Genomic DNA, 25,735 nt, shown 5'->3' with positions numbered 1-25,735 from the left:
CGGGTCTCAGCGCAGGGTGGCCGACATGGCCGACAGGGTGTTGATCCAGCCGAGCGCGGCGGCCATGCTGGCGGCCGGCAGGCGGATGGTGACGGGGTCCAGCCGCTCCGACACCGGGATCAGCGACGCCAGATCGGCCAGCGCCGGGCTGTTCATCTCGATCTCCAGCCGGTAGGGCGCGCCGTCGGCCTGCGGCGGGACGCGGAAGGGCGGGATGCCGGACGCCCGGCGGACGGCGCGGGCCGACGCCTCGCGGATGCGGTCGCGGGCGACCGACGGCGCGACGGAGCGGGCGGCGCGCTGGCCCAGCGCCTGCTTGACCACCACCTGTTCGGCGTCGGGGAACAGCGGGGCCATCTCCGCGGCGAAGCGGTCGTCGCCACTCAGCAGGATCACCGGCACGCCGATCTCGCCGGCATAGGCGCCGTAATTGCCGGCCTCCCCCAGTTCCAGCCCGTTCACCCGGACGCGGCCGAAGGCGAAGCTGTTGGTGGTGTGGGCGAGGATGCCGTACTGGCGCGCCGAGGTGTGGAAGCCGACGCACATCACCCCGGCGGTGTCCGGCTCCAGCCCGGCGAACATGCCGATGGGCTTGGGCCGGCCGAGGATCAGTTCGGCGGCCGGGTGCAACTCGTCCGGCAGCAGGTTGACCATCGGGCCGTGGCTGTCGTTGACCAGGATTTCGCTGGCCCCGGCCGCCAGCGCGCCGTCGATGGCGGCATTGACCTCGGCGGTCATCAGGCGGCGGGCGCGCTCGTACTCGGCATTGCCCGGCGTCACCTGCTGCTGGGAGACCACGCCGGCCACCCCTTCGATGTCGGCGGAGATGTAGATCTTCACGGAATGCTCCCGGAAATCGGTAAGTCTGACATCAGCATGTCGGAGAGGCAGGGCCGGGTGGCGCCGTTGCGGCCCACCACCGGCGTGGCGGCGGCCAGCGCGTCGAGGACGGCCTCCTGCGTCGCGTCGGCCATCGCCTCGAACAAGGCGTCGATGCGGCGCTCGTTCAGCATGCGCAGCGGCACGATATCGGCCCGCTCGTCATGGTCGATGCGGTTGGCGGTGGTGAAGCCCAGCGCGATGTCGCCGCTCCCGTGGCCCCAGAACGAGCCGACACGGGCAAGCCCGACCCCGGCGCGGCGGATCACCCGGCGCAGCTGGCGATGGTCGAGCGGCACGTCGGTGGCGGCGATGACGATGACGGAGCCCTTCTCCGGCGCATCGTCCTTCGCAGGCGGAGCGACGCGGCGGCCGTCGGGCAGGCAAAGCTCCCCCGGCCGGCCAAAATTCGCCAGCACCAGCACGCCGAGGTGATGGCGCTTGCCGTCCAGCTTGAGGCGGCGCGACGAGCTGCCGATGCCGCCCTTGAAGCCGAAGCAGGACATGCCGCGCCCGGCCCCGACCGACCCGACCGCGATTTCCACACCGTCCGCTTCCGACAGCGCGGCGGCGAGCGCAGCGGCGGCATGGGCCTCCGTCACCGCCAGCGCCTGGATGTCGTTCAGCGGGCCATCGTTGCACTCCATCACCAGCGGATTGACGGTGGCGGTGCTGCGGCCGATGTCGGGGTTGGCGGCGATGGCGTGGCGGACCAGGGCGGTGGAGGCGGTGCCGACCGACAGGGTGTTGGTCAGCAGGATCGGGGTTTCCAGCGCGCCGAGTTCCTCCACCTGCATCAGCCCGACGCTCTTGCCGAAGCCGTTCAGCACCTCGGCCGCAGCGACGGGCTTGTCGCGGTAGAGGTTGCCGGCATGGGGCAGGATGGCGGTGACGCCGGTCTGGATGGCGCCCTCATCGAGCGTGACATGGCCGACGCGCACGCCCGGAACGTCGGTGATGGCGTTGCGCGGCCCCGGCGTCAGCCGGCCGCAGGCGAGCCCGAAGGCCCGCGCGCGCTTTGCCGGCTCAGCGGAACTCGGCTCAGCGGAGTTTCGGGTCGAGGGCATCGCGCAGTCCGTCGCCGAGCAGGTTGAAGGCCAGCACCGTCAGGAAGATGGCGAGGCCGGGATAGAAGGTGACATGGCTGGCGACGCCGATGTAGCTGCGCCCGTCGGCCAGCATGGCGCCCCATTCCGGGCTGGGCGGCTGGGCGCCGAGGCCGATGAAGCTGAGGCTGGCCGCCGTCAGGATCGAGGTGCCGATGCGCATCGAGACATAGACGATCACGCTGGGCAACGTGCCGGGCAGGATGTGGCGGACCATCAGCAGCCGGTCGCGCACGCCGATGGCGCGGGCGGCGTCGACATAGACCGCGCGCTTCAGCGACAGCGTGCTGCCGCGCACCAGACGGGCGAAGACGGGGACGCTGAAGACCGCCACCGCATAGATGACGTTCTCGATGCCCGGCCCGAGGATGGCGACGATGCCGATGGCCAGCAGGATGCCGGGAAAGGCCAGCAGCACGTCACAGACGCGCATGATCAGGCTGTCGATCCAGCCGCCGCGGAAGCCGGCGATCAGGCCCAGCGCCACGCCGGCCACCCCGCCGAGCAGCACCGACAGCAGGCCGACCGCCAGCGAGATGCGGGCCCCCCACAGGATGCGGCTCAGGATGTCGCGACCGTAGGCATCGGTGCCGGCCCAATGGTCGGCCGAGGGGCCTTCCAGGATGCGGTCGTAATCGAAGGCCGCCGGGTCGAAGGGAGCGATCCACGGCGCCGCCGCCGCGGCCAGCACCAGCGCCAGCAGACAGAAGCCGGCCGCCATGGCGGTGCGGTTGCGCCGGAACTTGCGCCAGAACTCGCGCAGCGGCGAGCGGACGGCTTCATGGGTCGCGGCGGCCACGCCGGTTGCGTCTGTCGTGGTCATGAGTAGCGAATCTCGGGGTTGGCGAAGGCGTACAGCACATCGACCAGCAGGTTGATGATGATGAACTCCAGCGAGAACAGCAGGATCTCCGCCTGGATGACGGTGTAGTCGCGGTAATTGACGCTATCCACCAGCAGCCGGCCCAGCCCCGGCCAGGAGAACACCGTCTCCACCACGATGGACCCGCCGAGCAGGAAGCCGAACTGCAAACCGACCATGGTGATGATCGGGATCAGCGCATTGCGCAGCGTGTGCTTCCACACCACCAGCCGGGCCGGCACGCCCTTGGCCCGCGCGGTGCGGACGTAATCCTCGCGAGCGATCTCGATGAAGGCGGAACGGGTGAAGCGTGCCATCACCGCGGCGACGCCAAGGCCGAGCGTCAGCGACGGCATGACGTAATGCTGCCACGTGCCATAGCCGCTGGTCGGCAGCCAGCCGAGCTTGACCGAGAACAGGTCGATCATCAGCAGGCCGAGCCAGAAGGACGGGAAGGCGATGCCCGACACCGCGACAATCATGCCGACATGGTCCTGCCAGCGCCCGCGCTTCGTTGCCGACGCGACGCCGATCAGCAGGCCCGCCAGCGTCGCCCACACCATGGCGACGACGGTCAGGTAGAGCGTGGGCATGAAGCGCTCGCCGATCTCCTGCGACACCGGCCGCTTGGACTTCATCGACCGCCCGAACTCGCCCTGCACCGCATTGCCGAGGAAGCGTCCGTACTGCACCCACAGCGGCTGGTCGAGGCCGAGATCCTGGCGCACCAGTTCGACGTCCTGCTGGGTCGCATCCGGTCCGGCGACCAGCCGCGCCGGATCGCCCGGCAGCAGATGGACGAAGCCGAAGACGAAGACGGAGATCACCAGCAGAACCGGCAGGATGCCGGCAAGACGGCCGACGAGATATTTCAGCATGGGGCAGAGGTCCTGGGTAGGCAGAGAAAAGATGCCCCCTCCCCGCTATCGGCGGACCGAAGGTCCGCCTGTCGCGTCAGCGCAAACTTCGTTTGCGCGAGAGCGGGGAGAGAGGGCGATTTTTCACATCACTGCAGATCGGCCTCTTCCATCTGCAGGCCGCCGTCGGCGACGTAGTAGAAGCCGGTCAGCTTCTTCGACTTGCCGGCCAGCAGGTTCTCGACGCCGAGGAAGATCCAGGGCGCGTCCTTCCAGATCTGCTCCTGGGCGACGCGGTAGGCCTCGGCGCGCTTGGCGGTATCGGCGGTGCCGATGCCGGTCTCGATGGCGGCGTCGACCGTGTCGTTCTTGTAGTAGGCGACGTTGAAGAACTTCGGCGGGAAGCCCTTGCCCCACAGCAGCGGGCGCAGGCCCCAGTCGGCATCGCCGGTCGAGGCCGACCAGCCGCCATACTGCATCTGCACCGTGGCGTCCTCCGGCTTCTCGACGCCCCAGACGCGGGCGGTCTCGACGCCGGATTCGAGCGGGGTGACGGTCAGCTTGACGCCGATCTGCGACAGCTGCTGCTGGACGAACTGCATGCCGCGGATGAAGTTGGTGCTGTTGCGGCCGAACATCTCGGCCTCGAAGCCGTTCGGATAGCCCGCTTCGGCCAGCAGCGCCTTCGCCTTGGCGAGGTCGTAGGTGTACTGGTTGGGCTGGGCGACGTGGAAGCCCAGCTTGGACGGGATCGCCGAATCCAGCGGGCCGGCATAGCCGCGATAGACCACCTTCGCGTAGGCGTTCTTGTCGACGGCGTAGTTCAGCGCCTGACGGACGCGCGGGTCGTTGAACGGCTTCTTCATGGTGTTCATCGCCACATAGCGGGCGATGATCGACGGGGCGTCGATCAGCTCAAGCTGGTTGTTGGCCTCCACCATCTTCACCATCTCGGGCGGCAGCGGATAGATGAACTGCGCCTCGTTGGTCTGGAGCATGGCGATGCGGCTGCCGTTCTCCGGCACGCTCTTCAGCGTGACGTGGTCGATCTTCGGCAGGCCCGGCTTCCAGTACTTGTCGTTCTTCTCGACCTTGAGGGTGTCCGCTTCCCAGCTGACGAACTTGTAGGGACCGGTGCCGACCGGGTGGCGGCCGATCTCCTTGCCGAAGGTCTCCAGCGCCTTCGGGCTGTGGATCATCGCGCCGGGGTGGGCGAGGTTGTTGTTCAGCGCGCCGAAGGGCTGCGACAGCTTCAGGGTGATCGTGTAGTCGTCGACCACCACCGTCTCGGCCAGCATCGCCAGCAGGCTCTGCCGCTTCAGCCGGTTGGCCGGGTTGGCGAGGCGGTCGAAGTTGGTCTTCACCGCCTGGGCGTTGAAGGGCGTGCCGTCATGGAAGGCGACGTTCTTGCGCAGGCGGTAGGTGTATTCGGTGGCGGTGTCGTTGACGGTGAAGCTCTCGGCCAGCAGCGGCACCAGCTTCATGTCCTTGTCGAAGCCGAACAGGCCCTGGAGCATGGTGCGGCTGGCCGACTGCGACAGCGTGTCGTTGATGTCGGCCGGGTCCAGCGTGGTGATGTTGTCGGGAAGGCCGACCACCAGATCCTTGGCGGCGAAGGCCGGGCCGGCGAGAGCGGTGCCGGCGAGCAGGCCGGCGAGAAGCGGAAGGGCGAAGCGGTTCACGTGTAGGCTCCCTGCTTTTTTGGTTCGGAAATCGCCGTCGGCAAACTCAGAAATCGCCGCCGACGGACTTAGAAGTCGCCGCCCACGGCGTGGCGCGCGACAAAATGGTCCTCGCCGACCGGCACCAGCGGCTGCACCGGCGGCTCGTCGCCGATGCTGCGGATGGGGCTCGGGATCTCGCCGGTCAGCAGCCGCAGATCGCGGGTGCGGCGGCTGGGATCGGCGATCGGCACCGCCGCCATCAGGCGGCGGGTGTAGGGATGCTGCGGATTCTCGAACACGGCGCGGCGGGGGCCGAGTTCGACGATCTGGCCGAGATACATCACCGCGACGCGGTGGCTGACCCGCTCCACCACCGCCATGTCGTGGCTGATGAACAGGTAGGACAGGCCGCGCTTGGCCTGGAGTTCCATCAGCAGGTTGACGATCTGCGCCTGGATCGACACGTCGAGCGCCGCCACCGCCTCGTCGGCGATGATCAGCTTGGGGTCGCAGGCGATGGCGCGGGCGATGCAGATGCGCTGGCGCTGGCCGCCGGAGAATTCGTGCGGATAGCGGCGCGCATGCTCCGGCTTGAGGCCGACCTGGGTCAGCAGTTCCGCCACCCGCTCCTCGATGGCGCGGCGGCGCGACAGGCCCGGCCTGGATGCGGGCGCATAGTCATGGACCAGCATCGGCTCGGCGACGCTGAAGCCGACGGTCATGCGCGGGTTCAGCGAGGCGAAGGGATCCTGGAAGATGTACTGGATCTTCTCCTTCAGCTTCGCCTGACCGTTGGAATCGAGCGTCGCGGTGTCGAGCCCGTCGAAGCGGATGGTTCCGGAGGTGGCGGACTGGAGCCCCATGATGGTGCGGCCGGTGGTCGACTTGCCGCAGCCGGACTCGCCGACCAGCGCCAGCGTCTCGCCCGGACGGACGGCGAAGCTGACCTTCTCCACCGCATGGACGCGGGCCTTGAGCGAGCCGAAGATGCCCTTGCGCACGTCGAAGCGGGTGGTGAGGTCGCGCACCTCCAGAAGCGGGGCATCGGTCGCGCGCACGGTGTCCTGCACCGGCGGCGGAGCCGGAGGCGCAGCCTCGGCCTTCGCGTCGTCCACCACCAGCAGCGGGAAGCGCACCGGCAGGTCCTGGCCGCGCAAGGCGCCCAGCTTCGGCACGGCGGACAGCAGCGCCTTGGTGTAGGGGTGCTGCGGCGCCTGGAAGATGCGCTCGACCGGCCCCTCCTCCACCTTGCGGCCGCGCCACATCACGACGACGCGGTCGGCCACCTCCGCCACCACGCCCATGTCGTGGGTGATGAAGATGACGCCCATCCCCATCTCGTCCTGCAACAGGCGGATCAGCCGCAGGATCTGCGCCTGGATGGTCACATCCAGCGCGGTGGTCGGCTCGTCGGCGATCAGCAGCGACGGCTTGCAGGACAGCGCCATGGCGATCATCACGCGCTGGCGCATGCCGCCCGACAGCTGGTGGGGATGGCGGTCGAGCAGCCGGGCCGGTTCGGGAATCCGCACCTTCTCCAGCATGCGCAGCGCCTCCGCCCGCGCCGCCTTGCGGTCGAGACCCTGGTGCAGCATCACCGCCTCGGCGATCTGGTCGCCGATGGTGAAGACCGGGTTCAGCGACGTCATCGGCTCCTGGAAGACCATGGCGATGTCGTTGCCGCGCATGTCGGTCAGCGCTTCGGCCGGCGGCGTGGCGAGGTCGCGCTCGCGCCCGTCGCGCCCCTTGAAGCGGATGCGCCCGCCGACGATGCGGCCGCCGGCATAATCGACCAGCCGCATCAGCGACAGCGAGGTCACCGACTTGCCGCTGCCGGATTCGCCGACGATGGCGACCGTCTCGCCGGGCGCCACGGTGAAGCTGACATCGTCGACGACGCGCACGGGGCCATGGTCGCCGTCGAAGGCGACGCTCAGCCCCTCAACCGACAGCAGGGCCGGCGCGGTGTCGACCGCTTTCACGGCAGCGGCACCGCTCATCGGGACAGCCTTTCGGCGAACAGCGCGAACAGGCGGCGCCAGACCATGCCCGGCGCGCCGCTGCCGACCGGCTTGCCGTTCAGGCTGGTGACGGGGGTGATTTCCTTGGTGGTGCTGGCGATCCAGATCTCGTCGGCGCTGTCGAGCTCGGCCGCCGGGATGTCGCGCTCCTCAAGCCGCAGGCCAGCCTCGGCCGCCAGCCGCAGGACGACGATGCGGGTGATGCCCTGGAGGATGCGGTTGTCGTTGATCGGGGTGGCGATCACGCCGTCCTTCACCACGAAGATGTTGGTGGCGGCGCCCTCGGTCACCAGACCGTCGCGCAGTTGCAGCGCATCGACCACGCCGGCATCGGTCGCCGCCTGCTGCGCCAGCACGCTGCCCAGCAGCGCCACCGTCTTCAGGTCGCAGCGGCCCCAGCGGATGTCGGGGATGGTGATGGCGGCGACGCCCTGGTCGCGCCACGCCGCGGGCGGGCGCTTCAGCGGGCTGGCCATGCCGAACACCGACGGGGTGACGCCGGCCGGGAAGGCGTGGCCGCGGCTGGATGCGGCACCGCGGGTGACCTGGAGATAGACCGTCAGGTCGCCGGAGATGCCGGACTCCGCAGCCAGCCGCTCCATGATGCCCAGCCAGTCGCCGGCCGACAGCGCGCAGTCGATGCGCAGCTCCGACATGCCGCGTTGCAGGCGGGCGATGTGGGCCTCCGGCTCGAACAGGCGGCCATTGTAAGCCGCTGTCACCTCATAGAGGCCGTCGGCGAACAGGAAACCGCGGTCCAGCGGCGACACATGGACCTCGTCCAGCGGCAGGTAACGCCCGTTCCAATAGGAGATCGTCATCGCTTTCCAACTTCTTCGGCGCGTGGAGGGGGAGGCCCCGGTTGATCGGCCCGGATCACTCCGTCGGGCGGTTCGATTTCGGCACGACGTGGAGGTAGGGCAGGATGCGTTCGGCAACGTCGGCGGCCTGTCCGACGCTGTCCGGGCCGGAGCGCGACAGCGCGGTGCCCAGCGCCACGATCAGCGCCATCAGACCGGTGGGCGAGCTGTGGCGCACGCCATGGTCGGCCCCGGCCAGCAGGGTGACGTCGGCCAGCGGCACGATGGGACTGTCCGGCGCATCGGTCAGCGCGATGGCCTTGGCCCCACGCTCCCGGCACAGCTGCAGATGCTCGATGGTCCGGCGCGAATAGCGCGGCGAGGTGATGGCGATCACCAGATCGCCGGGCCTGACCGTCATCAGCCGGCGGATGGTGCGCTCTGTGCCGGCGAACTCGATGGCTTCGCGCACGGTGTCGACATAGGGCTCCAGCACGTCGGCCAGGAACAGGGCGAGATAGGCGCTGTCGCCGAGGCCGAGCGCCACGACGCGGCCGGCCTCGCGGATCAGCCGGATGGCGGCCTCGCACTGCTCGGGCTGGAGCAGATCCATGGTGCGGGCGATGTTGCCGGCGTCGCTGGCCAGCGATTCCCGCATGATCTCGGCGTTCGAGGTGTCGCGCTGGACGGCGACGCGCAGCTTCTCCACCGGCGCGAAGGTCGATTCGAAGGCGCGCAGCAGATCCTCGCGGAATTCCGGAAAGCCGTCATAGCCGAGGAAGCGGGCATAGCGGTTGACCGACGCCACCGACACTTCGGCCGCCGCCGCCAGTTCGCCGATCTTCAGGGTCGCGGTGCGGAAGGGATAGGCCAGCGCCCACTCCCCCACCTTGGCGAGGGCGGCCGGAAGCTGCTGCTGGCAGTTCTGCATACGGATCAGCAGCGATCCCGTCTGAATGGGCGGCTCCATCCCCCGATCCCCCTCAACAGCGTCAGCACGGCCCTTATGAGTACAGAGTTACAGGAATGGCATATTTCTGTAAATCCATTTTCACATATGGCCGTATGGCGTCTGTACGGGGGCAAGCCGTCAGCGCGAACGGTCGCGAAGCAGTCGGTCGGACTGGTTCAGCCAGTCTTCCAGCTTCTGCGGGCGACCGGCGCGGGCCGGCGGCGTTGGCGGACCGGGGTCGGCGTCCGCCGCCGCCGCCGGGATCGAGGCCGATTGCGGCGGGCGGTCCAGCGGGGCACCGGCGCCGACGGTGCCGCTGGCGTCGATCCGCGGGCGATAGCGGCGACCGTCGGCGGTGACGAACTCGCCCTCTCCGGTCGGGCGGTTGCGCTGGAAGCGGCCGACATATTTGTTGCCGCTGGGGAAGGTGAGCGTGCCGAAGCCGGTCCGGCGGTCGTCCTTCCACTCCCCTTCATACATGCGGCCATCGGCCCAGACATGGGTCGCCTGCCCCGAGACCAGCCCGTTGCGGAAATTCCCGTCGAGGCGGCGGCCGTCGCGCCAAGTGACGCGCCCCTGCCCTTCCATCCGCCCGTCGACCAGCATGCCTTCCACCTGCCCGTCGTAGCGGCCGTCATGGAACCAGCTGAGCACGCCGGGCCCGCTGGCCCAGCCGTCCGGGCAGGCACCGGACCAGCGGACGGTCTTGCGCCGGTCGGGATACTGGTCCCACACCCGGCAGTCGGAGCCCTCGACGGTCACCGCCCGTTCCGCCAGGGCGGACGCCGGCAGGAATGTGAGCAGACAGGGCAGCAGAAGAGCGGCACGAGCGGACATGAAGGCCACCTTTCGCGCGGGGACGGGGATGCAACCTCCAACCGTTCCTGCCCGGATTCTGTTCCAAAATGCCTGTTTTCGTATGCCCCGGCGTCTTCCTTATCGTTTGTTAACGATGTTTGCCGCAATGATCGCGCATCAATGGATCAGCGCATCGTGAAGGGTAGCAATGGCTCAGAAGGTTCGTGAGGACTACCGGACCCTCACCGGCCCGGAAAAGGCCGCCATCATGATGCTGGCGCTGGGCGAGGAGCATTCGTCCAAGCTGTTCTCCCTGATGGACGACGAGGAGATCAAGGAGCTGTCCCAGGTGATGGCCAACCTGGGCACCGTGTCGGCCAACCTGATCGAGCGCCTGTTCGTCGAGTTCGCCGAGCAGATGTCGTCGAGCGGCACCGTCGTCGGCTCCTTCGATTCGACCGAGCGGCTGCTGCTGAAGACCCTGCCGAAGGACAAGGTCGACCAGATCATGGAGGACATCCGTGGTCCGGCCGGCCGCACCATGTGGGACAAGCTGACCAACGTGAACGAGTCGGTGCTGTCCAACTATCTGAAGAACGAATATCCGCAGACCGTCGCCGTCGTCCTGTCCAAGATCCGCTCCGACCATGCCGGCCGCGTCCTGGCGCAGCTGCCGGAAAGCTTCGCGATGGAAGTCATCATGCGCATGCTGCGCATGGAGGCGGTGCAGAAGGAGGTTCTGGACGACGTCGAGCGCACGCTGCGCACCGAGTTCATGACCAACCTCGCCCGCACCAGCCGGCGCGACAGCCACGAGATGCTGGCGGAAATCTTCAACGGGCTGGACCGCACCACCGAGCACCGCTTCATGGCGGCGCTGGAGGAGCGCAACCGCGACAGCGCCGAGCGCATCAAGTCGCTGATGTTCACCTTCGAGGATCTGTCGAAGCTCGACCCCTCGGGCGTCCAGACGATGCTGCGCACGGTCGACAAGCAGAAGCTGGGCACCGCGCTGAAGGGCGCGTCGGAGTCGCTGAAGGATCTGTTCTTCTCCAACATGTCCGAGCGCGCCGCCAAGATCCTGCGCGAAGACATGGCGGCGATGGGTCCGGTCCGCGTCCGCGACGTGGACGAGGCGCAGATGTACATGGTGCAGCTGGCGAAGGATCTGGCCGCCCGCGGCGAGCTGGTCCTGGCCGAGGGCAGCGGCGAGAACGAGCTGATCTACTGACCGGCGGGTGCAGTGCAACCGATAAGCGGCGGACGGCGCTGACTTTTTTCCCGTCGACCCTCACAGGGGGTTTGACGGACGGTTCGGAACGGTGAACCTTTGGAGTCCGATCAAGGGCGGGATCAGGGGAGCGGCTGCCGCTCTCCTCCGACCGGCCAGAAGGCCGGCGGATGCCGCATCGGGCAACAACAGGGGGCTTTGCGAACATCATGACCGCTCACACGCTGCATTCCCGTTTCATCGGCCGGATGGCCGGTTCGGCCACTGCCCGGATGGCCGGTCCGGTCGTCGCCGGCCTGCTGGGTCTGGGCGTCGCCGCCGGGCCGCTGGCGGCCGCGGCCGAAACCTGGGACATGCCGACGCCGTATCCGGACACCAACCTGCACACCATCGTGGTGAAGCAGTTCGCCGACGACGTGAAGGCGGCCACCGCCGGCAAGATCCAGATCACCGTCCATTCCAACGGCTCGCTGATCCGCCATCCGGAGATCAAGCGCGCGGTCCAGTCCGGCCAGGCCCAGCTGGGCGAGGTGCTGATCAGCTCCTGGGCGAACGAGGATCCGCTCTACGGCCTCGATTCGGTGCCCTTCCTCGCCACCGATTTCAAGTCGGCGCATAAGCTGTACGAGGTCTCCAAGCCCTATCTGGAGAAGAAGCTGGAGCGCCAGCGCCTGAAGTTGCTCTACTCGATTCCGTGGCCGCCGCAGGGCCTGTATGTGAAGGACGAGATCCAGTCGGTCGAAGGGCTGAAGAGCCAGAAGTTCCGCGCCTACAATCCGGCCACCACCCGCATCGCCGAACTGAGCGGCGCCATTCCGGTGAAGATCGAGGCGGCCGAAGTGGCGCAGGCCTTCGGCACCGGCATCGTCACTGCGATGATCACCTCGGCCGCCACCGGCGTCGACACCAAGGCCTGGGACTTCGTGAAGGTTTATTACGACGTGCAGGCCTGGCTGCCGCGCAACATGGTGTTCGTCAACACCGAGGTCTGGAAGGGACTGGACGCCGGCACCCAGAAGGCGATCCAGGACGCCGCGGCGAAGGCCGAGGCCACCGGCTGGGCCGAGTGGGAGAAAAAGACGGCCGATCTGAACAAGACCATGGCCGACAACGGCATGAAGGTGCTGCCGCCGTCCGACAAGCTGAAGGAAGGCCTGTCCGCCATTGGCAAGACCATGACCGCCGAATGGACCAAGGCGGCCGGCGCCGACGGCGAGGCGATCATTTCCGCCTTCGGCAAGTAACCGGTCCGGATGCGTCCGGCCGGCACCGCCCCTGAAAAGGCGGCCGGCCGGGCCCCCTCCACGCCCCTTCGCTCCGTCCCGACCGCAGGAGGTGGTTGCGCCATGCGCACCGCACTGTCCATCCTTTACCGCGCCGCCGAAATCCTGGGCGCGGTCCTTCTTGCCGCCATCGCCGTCCTGATCGTGACGCAGGTGGCCTCCCGGCTGCTCAACGTGATGGTGCCGGGAGCCGATGAGCTTGCCGGCTACTGCATGGCGGCGTCCTTCTTCCTGATGCTGGGGCCGGCGCTGCGCCGCGGCGCGCACATCCGCGTCGGCGTGCTGGTGGAGCGGCTGAACGGCGCCGCCCGCCGCGTGATGGAGCTGCTGTGCCTGGGCTTCGCCACCGCGCTCAGCAGCTATTTCGCCTGGTACTGGGTGCGCATGACCTACGATTCCTACGATTTCGGCGATCTCAGCCAGGGCGTGCTGCCGGTCCCGCTGTGGATGCCGCAGGCGCTGATGGCGGTGGGTCTGGTGGTGCTGGTCATCGCCTTGATCGACGATCTGCTGGCCGTGCTGCAGGGGCGGGAAGCCTCCTACCAGCATGCCGGCATGCAGAGCGAGGGCTGAGCGATGGATCAGACGACCGCATCCATTGTCGTCGTGGTGACGATGTTCCTGATGCTGGGGGCCGGCGTGTGGGTGGCGCTGGCGCTGGCCGGCGTCGGCTTCGTCGCCATGGCGCTGTTCACCGCAAGGCCGGTGGGCATGGTGATGGCGACCAACATCTGGGGGGCCAGCACCTCCTGGACGCTGACGGCATTGCCGCTGTTCATCTGGATGGGCGAGATCCTGTTCCGCACCCGCATCTCGTCCGACATGTTCAAGGGGCTGGCGCCCTGGACCGGCTGGCTGCCCGGCCGGCTGATGCATGTGAACATCATCGGCTGCTCGATCTTCGCCGCGGTGTCCGGCTCGTCCGCCGCCACCGCCGCCACCATCGGCCGCATGACCATTCCGGAGCTGAACCGCCGCGGCTACGACCCGATGATGACGCTGGGCTCGCTGGCCGGCGCCGGCACGCTGGGTCTGCTGATCCCGCCGTCGATCATCATGATCGTCTATGGCGTGGCGGCCGACGTGTCGATCGCCCGGCTGTTCATCGCCGGCGTCATTCCCGGCATCGTGCTGACCGGCCTGTTCATGCTGTATGTCGGCGGCTGGTCGCTGCTCAACCCCGACCGGGTGCCGCCGCCCGAACCGTCGCAGAGCTTCGGGGAGAAGATCCGCGATACCGGCGCGCTGATCCCGGTGATGCTGCTGATCGCAGCGGTGCTGGGCTCGATCTATGTCGGCATCGCCACCCCGACGGAGGCCGCCGGCATCGGCGTTCTGGGCTCGCTGGTGCTGGCGCTGGTGACCGGCACGCTGAACTGGACAACCTTCCGCGACAGCCTGTTCGGCGCCGCCCACACCTCCTGCATGATCGGCTTCATCCTGGCGGGTGCCGCCTTCCTGACGGTGGCGATGGGCTATACCGGCATCCCGCGCCTGCTGGCGGAATGGATCACCACCATGCAGCTGTCGCCGGCGGCCCTGCTGGTGGCGCTGACCGCCTTCTTCGTGGTGATGGGCTGCTTCCTCGACGGCATCTCGATGGTCGTGCTGACCACCTCGGTCATCCTGCCGATGGTGCAGCGGGCGGGCATCGATCTGCTGTGGTTCGGCATCTACATCATCATCGTGGTGGAGATGGCGCAGATCACCCCGCCGGTCGGCTTCAACCTGTTCGTCCTGCAATCGATGACCGGCAAGGACATCTTCACCATCGGCAAGGCCAGCCTGCCCTTCTTCCTGCTGATGGTGGTGATGGTGGCGCTGCTGTGGGTCTTCCCCGGCATGGTGTCGTGGCTGCCGTCGATGATGATTGGTTAACGAGGGAAACGTGCAAGTCCGCTTCACCAGTGCCGGCGACACCGCCTTCAATGTCGAGTTCGGCGAGACCATCGACCGGGCGACCAACGCCCGCGTCATGGATTTGCACGCCCGGCTGAAGGCGGCCCCGCCGCCGGGGCTGGTGGAAACGGTGCCGACCTTCCGTTCGCTGCTGGTGGTCTACGATCCCGTCTCCACCGGGCGGCGGGAGATGCAGGCGGCGGTCGAGGCGGCGCTGGCCGGCAGCGGCGCCACACCCGCGGAGGGGCGGCTGTGGCGGCTGCCGGTCTGCTACGACCCCGAGCTCAGCCCCGATCTGGCCGAGATGGCGGACCAGCTCGGCCTGACCGCGGAGCGGGTGGCAACGCTGCATGGGTCGGTGGAGTATTTCGTCTACATGCTCGGCTTCATGCCGGGCTTCGGCTATATGGGCGACCTGCCGGCGGAGCTGGACCGGCCGCGCCGGACCGAACCGCGGGTGCGGGTCCCGGCCGGCTCCGTCGCCGTCGCCGGGCGGCTGACCACCGTCTATCCGTGGGAGAGCCCCGGCGGCTGGCACCTGATCGGCCGCTGCCCGGTGCCGCTCTATGACGGCGGCCGGCCCGATCCGGTGCTGCTGGCGGCCGGCGACCGGGTGCGCTTCGAGGCGGTGGACCGCGCGGCGTTCGACGGGATCGCCGAGGCGGCATCCGCCGGACGCTTCGACCCCGCCAGCCTGAGGGCGGCGTGATGGCCGCCTCCCTGACGGTGGTCCGGCAGGGCCTGTTCGCGACGGTCCAGGATTTGGGACGTTTCGGCTTCCAGGAACTCGGCATGCCGGTGGCCGGTGCGCTCGACCCGGTGGCGCTGCGGCTGGCCAATGCGCTGGTCGGCAATCCGCAAGGGGCCGCCGGGCTGGAGATCGCCCTGCTTGGCCCTTCCCTGCGGGTGGATGCGCCGTCGGTCCGCATCGCCGCGGTCGGTCCGCTGGCCCTGACGCTGGAGCGCGATGGCGCCGCTCCGCAGCCGCTGGAGCCCCACCGCAGCCATACCCTGCTTGCGGGCGACGTGCTGCGGCTGGGGGCGGTGGACGGGGCGTCGGTCGCCTGCCTGGCGGTGGCCGGCGGCTTCGCGCTGGCGCCGGTGATGGGCAGCCTATCCACCTATGTGCGTGCCGGCATCGGCCCGCTGGGCGGACGGCCGCTGGCCGAGGGGGACCGGCTGCCGCTGGCTTTGGACAGCGCACCCGACGGCCCGGACGTCGAACTGCCGCAGCCGCCCGATTACGGCGCCGGACCGTTGCGCGTGGTCTTGGGGCCGCAGGAGGACCGTTTCACCGCGGCGGCGCTGGAGACCTTCCTGTCCGCCCCCTACCGCGTCGGCAAACAGGCCGACCGCATGGGGCTGCGGCTGGAGGGGCCGGCGCTGGAGCATCGCGGCTCCGCCGACATTCCGTCGGACGGGCTGGTCACCGGCTCCATCCAGGTGCCGGGCAACGGGCAGCCGATCCTGCTGCTGAATGACCACCAGACGGCCGGCGGCTATGCCAAGATCGCCACGGTGATCTCCGCCGACTTGGCCCGCGCCGGCCGCCTGCGTCCCGGCGACAGCCTGTCCTTCCAGCCCGTGGCGGTCGAGGACGCCGAGGCGATCCGCCGTCGCCAGGAGCAGACCATCGCCGGCTGGATCCGCGCCATTCGCCAAGTGCGCCCGGCCGGCGGCATCGATCTGGAGGCGCTTTATGGGAAAAACCTGATCTCCGGCACCGTCGACATCGTCAATGGCGGCAGCGACCTGCCTCTGCTGTGACGCCGGAGGCCGCCGGAGAGGTCAGACCCCGACGACCTGCAAACCGCCGTTGGGCAGGCTGAAGGGCTGCGCACCGGCGAGTTCCGTCACCACCCCCCTGTCCATATCCAGGCGGAACAGGGCCGCTGCCTGGGTGGAATCGGTCGCACTGAAATACAGGCTGCCGCCCGCCGCATCCAGGCTGGTGGGCTGCGTCCAACCCGTGTGGTGGGCCTTGTCCATGACCATCCGCGTGCCCGCCGCGGTGCCGTCGCTTCGCCACAGGCTGTCGCCATGCACGCCGTCATCGGCGGTGAAGAACAGCGTGTCGTCCACGACGGTGATGTTCGCGATGTTGGCATCGGCGCGGCCGGGCGCGATGTCCTTGACCATCCGCGTTCCCAGTTCCGTCCCGTCCGACGTCCAGAGTTCGTAGCCGTTCTGCTCGCTCCCGGCAACGAAGGCGACCTGATCGTCGAAGGCGAAGAACTGCTTGGAACGGGAAAAGCCCAGGGACGGGAAATCCTTGACCAGGACCGTGCCCGCCGGCGTGCCGTCGCTCTTCCACAGGTCATCGCCCCGATTGAAGAACAGCGTATCTCCCGCCATGGCGAGAGACAGGGTGTGCCCGCTCTTCGGATCCTCGCCAAGCCCCTCCAGCAGCTTGACTGTCCCCGCCAGGGTCCCGTCGGTCACCCACAGCTGGCTGTAGGAACCGGTGCCGTCCCAGCCCGTCAGGAACAGCCGGCGCCGCTGTCCCTCTTCCCCGCCCGCCGTCAGATGACCGGGGAAGATGGGCAGCGGCACCGGCGGATCGAACCCTCCCGGAAAGAAATCCTTCACCAGCACCGTTCCGGCCGCCGTTCCATCGGAACGCCACAGGGCCCGCCCATGCTCGCTGTCGGTGGCGGAGAAGAACAGCTCGTCCCCGACCGCCGTCAGATCGTAGGGATAGGAACCGGCCGGCTTGTCGGCGATGTCCTTCACCATATGGGTCCCGGCGGCGGTGCCGTCGCTGACCCACAGCTCCGTCGCATGCTGTCCGTCGTGGGCCTGGAAGTACAGCTTGCCGTCCACGACGGTCAACGCCGTCGGCCCGGAGCCCGCGACGCCCGGATGGATGTCGGCCACCATGCGGGTGCCGCCCGGCGTACCGTCCGTCATCCACAGCTCGCGGCCATGCACGCCGTCGTCGGCGCTGAAATAGGCATGCCCGTCCGCCTCGACCAAGCCCTGGGGATCCGATGAGGCCGTCCCCGGGGCGATGTCCCGCAGACGGAAGGCCCGGCGCCCGTCCGTTCCCCAGAGTTCGCCGCCATGACCGCTGTCGGAGGCCGCGAACACGGCGTCCGCCTTCAAACGGCTGGCCTTCAGCCGCAGATTGTCGGCCGTCAGATCGTCCCGTGACAGCCCCATCAGCTTGACCCCGTCGCGCGGTCCGAAATCGAGGACCAGCCCGTCGCCGTCCTGATGGGAATGGGCCAGCACATCCTCCAGGCTGCCGATCCCGCCCCAGCCGCGCAGATCCAGCAGATCGCCGCCCGCACCGCCCTGGAAGTCGCCGATGCAATCCCAGCCATCTCCGGGATCGAGGACAAAGCGGTCGCTGCCGGCGCCGCCTTCCATATAGTCGTTGCCACGATGGCCGGCGATGGTGTTGTTGCCGTTCCCGCCGAACAGAAGGTCTCGATGCGCACTGCCCGTGATCCGTCGGCCGGACGCGCCGTGCGCCTGCGCTTGATCCCATCCCATGATCGCTCCCTCCCTTGGGTGCCGACGCGCCCGGCATCGGCAGGGAGAGATAATTCTACCTTATCGCTGGTGTGTTTCCCGGCACGTGCAGGCAGCCAGTGATCCATCGCGCCGCGCCGCTACCCCGGTCCGGTCCGGAACATCCGCGAACTATCCGAGCGAACGCGCAGCTGCCTCACTCCGCAGCCGGCACCGGTTCCTTGACGATGGCCTCGTGCTGGCGGCAGACCCGGTCCCGGCCGCCCTGCTTGGCCCGGTAGAGCGCCATGTCGGCCGCCTTGATCATGGCATCGGCGCGGTCGGTGCCGGCGGAGAGGGTCGATACGCCGATGCTGGCCGTCACATGCAGGACCGCGCCGTCCTGCGCAATGGCGAGATCGCGGACAGCGCAGCGCAGGCGTTCGGCAAGCAGGGACGCCCCGTCGATGGGCGCGTTGGGAAGCAGGATGGCGAATTCCTCGCCACCGAAGCGCGCAACGAGATCGCTCTGCCGCACGCTGCGCTGGAGCAGACGGCTGAGCGCCACCAGAACCGCATCGCCGGCATCGTGCCCGCGGCTGTCGTTCACCGCCTTGAAATGGTCGATGTCCAGCATCAGCAGCGACACCGGCGTGTCGTGACGCAGCGCGCCGGCCACGGTGCGGTCGATGGCGGCGAAAAAGGCCCGGCGGTTCGCCAGACCGGTCAGCGGGTCGCTCAGAGACGCATCCCGCAGCATCTTTTCCGTATCGACCCGGCGGTGTTCGCGTCCCAGCATCGTGCCCAGCATCAGGATGCCGCCCGCCGTGAACAGCGCGATGGGAAGAGCGCCGTTGACGAAGGCCGGCAGCGCCACCTCCCAGGGCAGCAGGAAGATGCAGAACGGGTGGAGTGCGGCGACAGGAGCCAGAATGAACAGCGGCCTTGCGGTCCGCCAGCCCGTCACAGGGACCAGCCAGCGCACCAGAAGCCCTACGCTGCCGACCGCGAGAATGCCGATCACACCCGACACCATGCCGGCGCCGCCGAGCGCCAAGCGGGCGGCAGAAACCAGCGCTACCGCCAGCACGGCGGCAAGGGGACCGCCGAAGGGGGCGGCCAGCGCCACCGGCACCGTCTTTACGTCCAGATAGATACCTGGAAGGATCGGGACGGATTGCAGCATCGCCGCCACACCGCCGGCACCGAACATCAGGCCCAGGCAAAACTGGCGCAGCCTGGGCCGGTCTCCCAGGCGGTATAAGACTGTACCGTAGATCAGGGTCATCAGCGCCAGCAGCCCGATGCCACCGGCAAGTGCGGTCACAATCGTTCCCGTGGCGCTGGGTTCCTCCACCTGCGGCCCTTCCCTGTAGTCTGCGGTTGTGGTCTATGCGGCTATTGAAATTCCGCCGATCATCCTCTTACGAAGCTCCTGAGACAGTACATTGGGGTTTGTCCCAAATGCCGTCCAGCCCAATCGAACATACCAAGGTAGGATCGGAGTCGGCCGGCCCTCGCCTGACGATATGCCGCAGATGGTGAGGTTGACCAACGAGGGCCGGCGCAACTACCATACCAGCAACTGGAATGGTAGTATGCGACGCCATGAACGGTTCCCAAGCGGCACCGCTCCCGACGATGGCCTGACTGATCCAGGAAACAGTTCTGAAACGTGCGACCGCCGCCGGACGACGCTGTGGGGCTGCCGAATGACCGGCTCCCGCGCGAAGCCATCCGGCGCGCCCAAGCGATGAAGGCTCGATGCCTTGATGGGGGGCCGGTGTGCGAACACCGGGCGGCGGCGTGCGTCCTGGCTGGAGACGCCTATCATGAGCGAACAGATCATTGCCGACGCCGGACCCGGCCAGTCGGCGGAACCGGCCCACCGGGCCGGCGGCATCGGCCAAGCGGCAGGCAAAGCGGCGGTCACGGTGAGCAAGGCCATCGGCCGCTACCGCTGGACCATCTGCGGCCTGCTCTTCTTCTCGACCACCATCAACTACATGGACCGTCAGGTCCTGGGCCTGCTGAAGTCCACGCTGATGGGCGACATGGGCTGGACCGAGTCCGACTTCGGCGACATTGTCGCCGCCTTCTCGCTGGCCTACGCCTTCGGCTACATCGGCTGCGGCCGGCTGATGGACAAGATCGGCATCCGCATCGGCCTGCCGGCGGCGGTCGCCGGCTGGAGCTTCTTCGCCTGCGTCCACGCCCTGATGGGCAGCGTCTTCGGCTTCAAGATGGCCCGCGCCGGCCTCGGCCTGACCGAGGGCGGCAACTTCCCGGCCTCGATCAAGGCGGTGTCGGAGTGGTTCCCGGCCAAGGAACGGGCGCTCGCCACCGGCATCTTCAACGCGGGATCCAACGTCGGCGCCGTCGTCGCGCCGATCCTGGTGCCGATCCTGCTGGTCGCCTATGGCTGGCAGGCCGCCTTCCTGGTCACCGGCGGCATCGGCTTCTTCTGGGTCATCGCCTGGCTGCTGATCTACCGCAAGCCGGAAGACCATCCGAAGCTGACGGCCGAGGAGCTGGCCTATATCCGCAGCGACCCGGTGCTGCCGCAGGAGAACATTCCCTGGATCAAGCTGCTGAGCTACCGCGGCACCTGGGCGAACATCGTCGGCACCTGCTTCTCGGCTCCGGTGTGGTGGTTCTACCTGAACTGGGTTCCGGGCTTCCTGAACAAGCAGTATGGCGTGAACCTGTTCGGGGCGATGCTGCCGCTGATCATCATCTACACCATGGCCGATTTCGGCAGCGTCGGCGGCGGCTGGTTCTCCTCGCACCTGATCAAGCGCGGCGTGAAGCCCCTGCGGGCCCGCAAGCTGACCTTCCTGGTCTGCGGCCTGTGCGTCCTGCCGGTGTTCTTCGCCTCCACCGTGTCCAGCATGTGGGTCGCCGTCCTGCTGATCGGCATCGCCGCCTCCGCCCACCAGGGCTATTCGGCCAACGTCTACACCATCGTCTCCGACACCATGCCGCGCAACGCGGTGGGTTCGGTGGTCGGCATCGGCGGCTTCTGCGCCTACTTCGTCGGCATGTTCGTCTCGATGGGCGTCGGCCGCCTGCTGGATGCGACCGGCGGCAACTATCAGGTGCTGTTCGGCATCGCCTCGGTCCTCTACCTCGTCGGTCTGGCGATCATGCACTTCATCCTGCCGAAGACCGGGTCGGGCATGACCCCGGCCGGGATCGAGGTCTGATCTCCACGCCCACCCCGTCCCGACACTCCGGGGCGCCCCGCCCCGGAGTCCGCAATCGACCACCACCACTTCACCAGAATGACGGTGCACCGGCCCACCCGCACTGCCGCACACACCCCTCCGGGGCGGCAGCGGACAGGGAGACCGCAGCGACCGCCGCGACCCGGAGCCCATCATGCCCGACGCGAACACCGCCCTGCTGGCGGCCCGTCCTTCACAAACCCGCCTTTCCACCGCCACCCTCGACCGCCTGGCCCCGGGCGTCGAGCGCCCCGCCTACGACCGCGCCGCGGTGACGCCGGGCATCGTCCATATCGGCCTCGGCGCCTTCTGCCGCGCCCATCTCGCCACCTACACCGACGATGTCCTGGCGGCCGGTGACAAGAGCTGGGGCATCGTCGGCGTCGATCCGCTGTCGCCGGCGATCCGCGACGCGCTGAAACCGCAGGACTGCCTCTATACCCTGCTGGTGCGCGAGGAGAACCGCGACCGGCTGCGCGTCATGGGATCCTTCCTCGACGCCATGGCCACCGCCGACCAGCTGGACGAGGTTCTGGCGCTGATGGCGAAGCCGGAGATCCGCATCGTCACCCTGACGGTGACCGAGAAGGGCTATTGCCAGGACGCCGCCACCGGCGCGCTCGACGAGACGCATCCGCAGATCCGTGCCGACCTTGCCGATCCCGCCAAGCCGCGCAGCGTGCCGGGCCTGCTGGCGGAGGCGATCCGCCGCCGCCGCGCCGCCGGGGTGGCCCCCTTCACCGTGCTGGTCTGCGACAACCTCGCCCAGAACGGCATCAAGGTGCGCGGCATCGTCGTCCGCTACGCCGAACTGTGCGATGCGGACCTCGCCGCCTACATCGCGGAGCAGGTCGGCTTCCCCTGCACCATGGTCGACCGCATCACCCCCGCCACCCAGGACGCCGACCGCGCCACGGTGGAGGAGGCGACCGGCTGCGTCGATGCCTGGCCGGTGGTGAGCGAGCCCTTCAAGCAATGGGTGATCGAGGACCGCTTCCCGCTCGGCCGCCCGGCCTGGGAAAAGGCCGGCGCCATCATGGTCGACGACGTCCACCCGTTCGAACTGATGAAGCTGCGCTGCCTCAATGGCGCCCATTCGCTGCTGGCCTACCTGTCGGTGATCGCCGGCATCGAGACCATCGCCGGGGCGATGGCCGACCCGCAGCTGCCGGCCGTCGTGCGGCGCCTGTGGGCGGAGGACCTGATCCCCACCCTGCCCCCGGTGCCGGGCACCGACATCCCCGCCTACACCGCGGCGCTGGAGGCACGCTTCCGCAACCCCGGCATCCGCCACCGCACCCTTCAGATTTCCTCCGACGGATCGCAGAAGCTGCCGCCGCGCCTGCTGGAACCGGCACGCGAGCTGTTCGCCGCCGGCAAGGCACCGAGGGCGATCCCGCTGGCCGTCGCCGCCTGGATGCGCTTCCTGCTGCAAAAGGACGAGGCTGGCACCGCCTATGCGGTCGCCGATCCGATGGCCGCACAGCTGACCGGCATTGCCGGCGCCCATGGCGACGATGCCGGCGCGCTGGCGGCGGCGCTGTTCGCCGTGGAGGACATCTTCGACCCCGAACTGGTCGCCGAGGACGTCTTCCGCAGCGCGGTCGTCCGTCATCTCGACAGCCTGATGCGCGTCGGCGTCGCCAAGACGCTGACCGGCTTCCTCGCGACCCCCTGACCAAAGGGCGGCTTCCGCCCACCCGCACCCCTCTTCGAAAGGACATCATCATGCAGGAAACCTGGCGCTGGTTCGGCCCGGACGATCCCGTCACCCTGGAGAAGGCCCGTCAGGCCGGTGCCACCGGCATCGTCACCGCGCTGCATCACATGAACCAGGGCAGCGTCTGGACGCCCGAGGAAATCCAGAAGCGCCGCGCCATGATCGAGGCCGCCGGCCTGACCTGGGACGTGGTGGAAAGCATCGGCGTCGGCGAGGAGATCAAGACCCGGACCGGCGACTTCCAGACCAAGATCGACAATTACAAGCAGTCGATCCGCAATGTGGCGCGGGCCGGCGTCCCGGTGATCTGCTACAATTTCATGGTCATCACCGACTGGAGCCGGACCAACCTGATGCACCGGCTGCCGAACGGCGGCTATGCCCTGCGCTACGACAGCGTCGATTTCGCCGCCTACGATCTGTTCGTGCTGAAGCGCCGCAATGCGGAGGCCAGCTACGACCCCGCCCATGTCACCGCCGCCAAGGCACGGTTCGAGGCGATGACGGTGGAACAGGTGGCGGAGCTGGAGCGCAACCTGATCGACTGGCTGCCGGCCCGCGACTTCGCCTATGACCGCGACAGCTTCCGCGGCATGCTGGAGCTGTACCAGGAGATCGGCGTCGAGGATCTGCGCGCCAACCTGATCGAGTTCCTGCGCGAGATCACCCCGGTCGCCGAGGAAGAGGGGGTGCGGCTGTGCATCCATCCCGACGACCCGTCCTTCCCCATCTTCGGCCTGCCGCGCGTGATGTCCACCGCGGAGGATGTGCGGGCGCTGTTCGCCGCCGTGCCGCAGGAGGCCTGCGGGCTGACCCTGTGCACGGGATCCTTCGGCTCCAACCCGAAGAACGATCTGGTGGCGATGGCGAAGGAGTTCGCCCCGCGCATCCACTTCGTCCATCTGCGCAACACCACGCACGAGCCGGACGGCTCCTTCTATGAGGCCGACCATCTCGGCGGCGACACCGACCTGATCGGCGTCGCCGCGGCGATCATCGACGAGGAGGCCCGCCGCCGGCAGGCAGGCCGCGCCGACGCCCAAATCCCGATGCGCCCCGACCACGGCCATCTGCTGGGCGACGACATCGGCCAGACGATGAACCCCGGCTATTCCTTCGTCGGGCGCCTGAAGGGCTTGGCCGAACTGCGCGGCGTGATGCGCACCATCGAAGCCTTCCGCGACAAGCGGGTGGCATGATCGGAAGCGGGACCTCTTTCCAGTGCGGGGAGAGAGGTCCCGCCTCCAGTCAGCCTAATCCTTCGATCACCGTCAGGATCATGCCGCAGGCCAGCGCCTCGATGGCATGCACCGTTTGCCGATTGGCGGGGTTTGCCGACTGGTGGGGTTTGAGCGTGCCATCCACCCGGTGGCAGCCGTTCCGCGCCCAGAGCGCGATGGACATCGGCGAAGCCCACGCAATTCGGTATAGGGCGGCTCGGCCAACGGGCGCATCCAGCCGCCCTGCACTGCCCGGATGCGCCCGTTGGCCCTTCGATTCCGCCCGTGCGATCCTCCACCGGTCGCGACATGCCTCGTGCGAGGCGGCGTGCCCGGGAGGATCTTGAGATGCTGAGGTACGTGATTGCAGCTGCTGCCATGGCCGTGACGCTGGCTGCCGGTTCCGGTGCGTCGACTGCGGCCACGCCGCAGCAGGAGAAGCAGCAGGAAAAAATGAAGGCCTGCAATGCCGATGCGACCGCCAAAAGCCTGAAAGGCGACGAGCGCAAGGCATTTATGAGCAGTTGCCTCTCGAACAAGCCGGCCGCAGCCGCCGAACCGGCCAAGCCGCTGACGGCTCAGCAGGACAAGATGAAGAAGTGCAACGCTGACGCGGCCGGGAAGAGTGGGGAAGATCGGAAAGCCTTCATGGCAAGCTGCCTGAAGGGTTGACCGCGAGACGAAGCCGGCCGCCCGGAGCCGTGGGCGGAAAGACCGGAGCCAATGGAAGCCGCCCCTATCGACGGGTATAATTGCTCTGCAGTCAATAGGGGCATCCATGAACAGAACCTGGCACGAAGCCCATCCCATGCCAGCGAAGGCGACCCGACAGCAGCGCGTCGAATGGCACCTGGAACACTCCCAGGCTTGCGGATGCCGGCCGCCTCCGGCCTCGCTCCTTGACGACATCCGCGATCTCACGGAAAGGCGCCATCGACCGGCCGAAGAAGGTGCCGCCTGATCACAGCGGCGGTCCCCCGCCCCGCGCGCCGAAGCTGGCAGTCGAGCAGCACCAGCGTGACTCTGGCCGCGAGCCCGGCCGCGCACAGGGCATCGCTGACCTCGCTGGACGAGATCGCCCGAGGCGCACCAGCATTCCAGCCAACATGGGGGCGCTGCCGGCAGGCTACGCTGGTGGAGGAATGCGGATCGTCGCCAACCGGCTGGAGCATCATTTGCTCAAAAGATCAAACAGCCGTAGGGATATCGCCGGCAGAGAGTGCGGCTTCCCAGATACGACCGAGTTCAAATAGGCTGCCGCACTCAAGTTTCTTCATGATCCGAGATCTATGAATCTCTACAGTCTTCGGACTGATATTCATGTCGAAAGCTATCGACTTGCTATTTTTTCCGTCGACCAGCCCGCCCAGGACATCAGCTTCTCGGGATGTGAGTTGTGAGAGCCGCTTGATCGCGTCCCGCCGTCTGCCCTCAACGCCAACGGCAGCCGTTTGCAGCAGTTGCGTGACACGGGAGGATGGCACGGCGGTCTCGGAGGCCATCGCGCCGAACCGCTCCGAAACATATGCATCCATCATACTCAAGGCATAGGTCAACGCAGGTGACTGCTCGCCGGGTAGCGGGAAGTCTGAAAACGATGTGTCTTCATGCAGAGGCGCGAAAAGAGATTTCCTGCGGTCAATTGTCATGGAGTTTTCCAGGCTCTGTGGTGTCGCGCCGACGCAGGCCACCAAAACCGACGGCGGACGGCTATTTGCGCCAGCCGGGCATGTTCCAGTCTGCGGTTTCGCAATCGGACG

The 25,735-nt window shown here is 68.0% G+C and carries 23 protein-coding genes; 10 read left to right on the top strand and 13 right to left on the bottom strand.

Annotated elements, in window-relative coordinates:
* Positions 1–6: 6 nt before the first annotated feature.
* The 9 genes from VH569_RS24550 to VH569_RS24510 form a co-directional block, all read right to left on the bottom strand.
* Positions 7–840, bottom strand: a complete 834-nt coding sequence (locus tag VH569_RS24550) for a M55 family metallopeptidase (RefSeq protein WP_423318691.1) — start codon at positions 838–840, stop codon at positions 7–9.
* Positions 837–1,946, bottom strand: a complete 1,110-nt coding sequence (locus tag VH569_RS24545; RefSeq protein WP_423318689.1) for a P1 family peptidase — start codon at positions 1,944–1,946, stop codon at positions 837–839. The genes VH569_RS24550 and VH569_RS24545 overlap by 4 nt, the downstream gene beginning before the upstream one ends.
* The gene (locus VH569_RS24540) at positions 1,921–2,808 is read right to left on the bottom strand and encodes an ABC transporter permease subunit (RefSeq protein ID WP_423318687.1); all 888 of its coding nucleotides are present in this window, start codon (positions 2,806–2,808) and stop codon (positions 1,921–1,923) included. The genes VH569_RS24545 and VH569_RS24540 overlap by 26 nt, the downstream gene beginning before the upstream one ends.
* Positions 2,805–3,725, bottom strand: a complete 921-nt coding sequence (gsiC, locus tag VH569_RS24535; RefSeq protein ID WP_423318685.1) for a glutathione ABC transporter permease GsiC — start codon at positions 3,723–3,725, stop codon at positions 2,805–2,807. Before gsiC ends, VH569_RS24540 begins: the two co-directional genes overlap by 4 nt.
* A gap of 128 nt (positions 3,726–3,853) precedes the next feature.
* The gene (locus VH569_RS24530) at positions 3,854–5,386 is read right to left on the bottom strand and encodes a glutathione ABC transporter substrate-binding protein (protein ID WP_423318684.1); all 1,533 of its coding nucleotides are present in this window, start codon (positions 5,384–5,386) and stop codon (positions 3,854–3,856) included.
* Positions 5,387–5,454: 68 nt separating this feature from the next.
* Positions 5,455–7,368 (bottom strand): dipeptide ABC transporter ATP-binding protein, encoded by a 1,914-nt coding sequence (locus VH569_RS24525; RefSeq protein WP_423318682.1) that lies wholly within the window; start codon positions 7,366–7,368, stop codon positions 5,455–5,457.
* Entirely contained in the window at positions 7,365–8,210 is an 846-nt protein-coding gene (locus VH569_RS24520; protein WP_423318681.1) for a D-amino acid aminotransferase, read from the bottom strand. The genes VH569_RS24525 and VH569_RS24520 overlap by 4 nt, the downstream gene beginning before the upstream one ends.
* Before the next feature lie 55 nt (positions 8,211–8,265).
* Entirely contained in the window at positions 8,266–9,159 is an 894-nt protein-coding gene (locus VH569_RS24515) for a MurR/RpiR family transcriptional regulator (RefSeq protein ID WP_098737248.1), read from the bottom strand.
* Positions 9,160–9,279: 120 nt separating this feature from the next.
* Positions 9,280–9,978 carry an MORN repeat-containing protein gene (locus tag VH569_RS24510; protein ID WP_423318678.1) on the bottom strand — a complete coding sequence of 233 codons (699 nt, stop codon included), beginning with the start codon at positions 9,976–9,978 and terminating at the stop codon, positions 9,280–9,282.
* Between the two features lie 169 nt (positions 9,979–10,147).
* On the opposite strand from VH569_RS24510, the gene fliG reads away from it, so the two are divergent.
* The 6 genes from fliG to VH569_RS24480 all read left to right on the top strand — a co-directional run bounded on the left by fliG (position 10,148) and on the right by VH569_RS24480 (position 16,119).
* A complete protein-coding gene (gene fliG / locus VH569_RS24505) occupies positions 10,148–11,170 on the top strand; it encodes a flagellar motor switch protein FliG (RefSeq protein ID WP_098737244.1) in 1,023 nt (340 codons plus the stop codon).
* Positions 11,171–11,379: 209 nt separating this feature from the next.
* Complete coding sequence (locus tag VH569_RS24500; protein WP_423318676.1) at positions 11,380–12,414, top strand: TRAP transporter substrate-binding protein; 1,035 nt, start codon at positions 11,380–11,382, stop codon at positions 12,412–12,414.
* A gap of 102 nt (positions 12,415–12,516) precedes the next feature.
* Entirely contained in the window at positions 12,517–13,026 is a 510-nt protein-coding gene (locus VH569_RS24495) for a TRAP transporter small permease (RefSeq protein ID WP_423318674.1), read from the top strand.
* A 3-nt stretch (positions 13,027–13,029) separates the two neighbouring features.
* Entirely contained in the window at positions 13,030–14,331 is a 1,302-nt protein-coding gene (locus tag VH569_RS24490) for a TRAP transporter large permease (RefSeq protein ID WP_376960263.1), read from the top strand.
* Positions 14,332–14,341: 10 nt separating this feature from the next.
* Positions 14,342–15,061: a 5-oxoprolinase subunit PxpB gene (gene pxpB / locus VH569_RS24485; RefSeq protein ID WP_423318672.1), complete on the top strand. Its 720-nt coding sequence runs from the start codon at positions 14,342–14,344 to the stop codon at positions 15,059–15,061.
* Positions 15,061–16,119 carry a biotin-dependent carboxyltransferase family protein gene (locus tag VH569_RS24480; RefSeq protein ID WP_423318671.1) on the top strand — a complete coding sequence of 353 codons (1,059 nt, stop codon included), beginning with the start codon at positions 15,061–15,063 and terminating at the stop codon, positions 16,117–16,119. The genes pxpB and VH569_RS24480 overlap by 1 nt, the downstream gene beginning before the upstream one ends.
* 21 nt (positions 16,120–16,140) lie before the next feature.
* Here the strand turns inward: VH569_RS24480 and VH569_RS24475 are convergent, their stop codons facing one another.
* On the bottom strand, positions 16,141–17,850 hold the full coding sequence (locus VH569_RS24475; RefSeq protein ID WP_423318669.1) for an ELWxxDGT repeat protein: 1,710 nt from the start codon (positions 17,848–17,850) through the stop codon (positions 16,141–16,143).
* A gap of 175 nt (positions 17,851–18,025) precedes the next feature.
* A complete protein-coding gene (locus VH569_RS24470) occupies positions 18,026–19,135 on the bottom strand; it encodes a diguanylate cyclase (protein ID WP_423318668.1) in 1,110 nt (369 codons plus the stop codon).
* A gap of 505 nt (positions 19,136–19,640) precedes the next feature.
* Between VH569_RS24470 and VH569_RS24465 the strand changes: the two genes are divergently transcribed.
* The 3 genes from VH569_RS24465 (at position 19,641) to uxuA (ending at position 23,954) form a co-directional block, all read left to right on the top strand.
* Positions 19,641–21,014, top strand: coding sequence for an MFS transporter (locus VH569_RS24465; RefSeq protein WP_423318666.1), 1,374 nt, complete (start codon positions 19,641–19,643; stop codon positions 21,012–21,014).
* A gap of 175 nt (positions 21,015–21,189) precedes the next feature.
* The gene (locus VH569_RS24460) at positions 21,190–22,713 is read left to right on the top strand and encodes a mannitol dehydrogenase family protein (protein WP_423318664.1); all 1,524 of its coding nucleotides are present in this window, start codon (positions 21,190–21,192) and stop codon (positions 22,711–22,713) included.
* A gap of 50 nt (positions 22,714–22,763) precedes the next feature.
* Positions 22,764–23,954: a mannonate dehydratase gene (gene uxuA / locus VH569_RS24455; RefSeq protein ID WP_423318662.1), complete on the top strand. Its 1,191-nt coding sequence runs from the start codon at positions 22,764–22,766 to the stop codon at positions 23,952–23,954.
* A gap of 49 nt (positions 23,955–24,003) precedes the next feature.
* Here the strand turns inward: uxuA and VH569_RS24450 are convergent, their stop codons facing one another.
* Entirely contained in the window at positions 24,004–24,159 is a 156-nt protein-coding gene (locus tag VH569_RS24450) for a hypothetical protein (protein ID WP_423318660.1), read from the bottom strand.
* 164 nt (positions 24,160–24,323) lie between these two features.
* Between VH569_RS24450 and VH569_RS24445 the strand changes: the two genes are divergently transcribed.
* Positions 24,324–24,647 (top strand): PsiF family protein, encoded by a 324-nt coding sequence (locus VH569_RS24445; RefSeq protein WP_423318658.1) that lies wholly within the window; start codon positions 24,324–24,326, stop codon positions 24,645–24,647.
* Between the two features lie 515 nt (positions 24,648–25,162).
* Here VH569_RS24445 and VH569_RS24440 read toward each other — a convergent pair.
* Entirely contained in the window at positions 25,163–25,624 is a 462-nt protein-coding gene (locus tag VH569_RS24440; RefSeq protein WP_423318656.1) for a response regulator transcription factor, read from the bottom strand.
* Positions 25,625–25,735 lie beyond the last annotated feature (111 nt).

This window comes from Azospirillum sp. 11R-A (assembly GCF_049472615.1).
Lineage (GTDB): Bacteria > Pseudomonadota > Alphaproteobacteria > Azospirillales > Azospirillaceae > Azospirillum > Azospirillum palustre.
This window is presented reverse-complemented; position numbering and strand designations above follow the sequence as displayed.

Excerpts from the sequence above, each read along its gene's own strand:
- VH569_RS24545 (WP_423318689.1), bottom strand. The coding sequence starts at position 1,946 with ATGCCCTCGACCCGAAACTCCGCTGAGCCGAGTTCCGCTGAGCCGGCA.
- VH569_RS24450 (WP_423318660.1), bottom strand. The coding sequence starts at position 24,159 with ATGTCCATCGCGCTCTGGGCGCGGAACGGCTGCCACCGGGTGGATGGC.
- VH569_RS24525 (WP_423318682.1), bottom strand. The coding sequence starts at position 7,368 with ATGAGCGGTGCCGCTGCCGTGAAAGCGGTCGACACCGCGCCGGCCCTG.
- VH569_RS24445 (WP_423318658.1), top strand. The coding sequence starts at position 24,324 with ATGCTGAGGTACGTGATTGCAGCTGCTGCCATGGCCGTGACGCTGGCT.
- VH569_RS24460 (WP_423318664.1), top strand. The coding sequence starts at position 21,190 with ATGCCCGACGCGAACACCGCCCTGCTGGCGGCCCGTCCTTCACAAACC.
- uxuA (WP_423318662.1), top strand. The coding sequence starts at position 22,764 with ATGCAGGAAACCTGGCGCTGGTTCGGCCCGGACGATCCCGTCACCCTG.
- VH569_RS24475 (WP_423318669.1), bottom strand. The coding sequence starts at position 17,850 with ATGGGATGGGATCAAGCGCAGGCGCACGGCGCGTCCGGCCGACGGATC.
- fliG (WP_098737244.1), top strand. The coding sequence starts at position 10,148 with ATGGCTCAGAAGGTTCGTGAGGACTACCGGACCCTCACCGGCCCGGAA.
- VH569_RS24440 (WP_423318656.1), bottom strand. The coding sequence starts at position 25,624 with ATGACAATTGACCGCAGGAAATCTCTTTTCGCGCCTCTGCATGAAGAC.
- VH569_RS24510 (WP_423318678.1), bottom strand. The coding sequence starts at position 9,978 with ATGTCCGCTCGTGCCGCTCTTCTGCTGCCCTGTCTGCTCACATTCCTG.
- VH569_RS24465 (WP_423318666.1), top strand. The coding sequence starts at position 19,641 with ATGAGCGAACAGATCATTGCCGACGCCGGACCCGGCCAGTCGGCGGAA.
- VH569_RS24480 (WP_423318671.1), top strand. The coding sequence starts at position 15,061 with ATGGCCGCCTCCCTGACGGTGGTCCGGCAGGGCCTGTTCGCGACGGTC.
- VH569_RS24500 (WP_423318676.1), top strand. The coding sequence starts at position 11,380 with ATGACCGCTCACACGCTGCATTCCCGTTTCATCGGCCGGATGGCCGGT.
- VH569_RS24515 (WP_098737248.1), bottom strand. The coding sequence starts at position 9,159 with ATGGAGCCGCCCATTCAGACGGGATCGCTGCTGATCCGTATGCAGAAC.
- VH569_RS24520 (WP_423318681.1), bottom strand. The coding sequence starts at position 8,210 with ATGACGATCTCCTATTGGAACGGGCGTTACCTGCCGCTGGACGAGGTC.
- VH569_RS24490 (WP_376960263.1), top strand. The coding sequence starts at position 13,030 with ATGGATCAGACGACCGCATCCATTGTCGTCGTGGTGACGATGTTCCTG.
- VH569_RS24540 (WP_423318687.1), bottom strand. The coding sequence starts at position 2,808 with ATGACCACGACAGACGCAACCGGCGTGGCCGCCGCGACCCATGAAGCC.
- VH569_RS24495 (WP_423318674.1), top strand. The coding sequence starts at position 12,517 with ATGCGCACCGCACTGTCCATCCTTTACCGCGCCGCCGAAATCCTGGGC.
- gsiC (WP_423318685.1), bottom strand. The coding sequence starts at position 3,725 with ATGCTGAAATATCTCGTCGGCCGTCTTGCCGGCATCCTGCCGGTTCTG.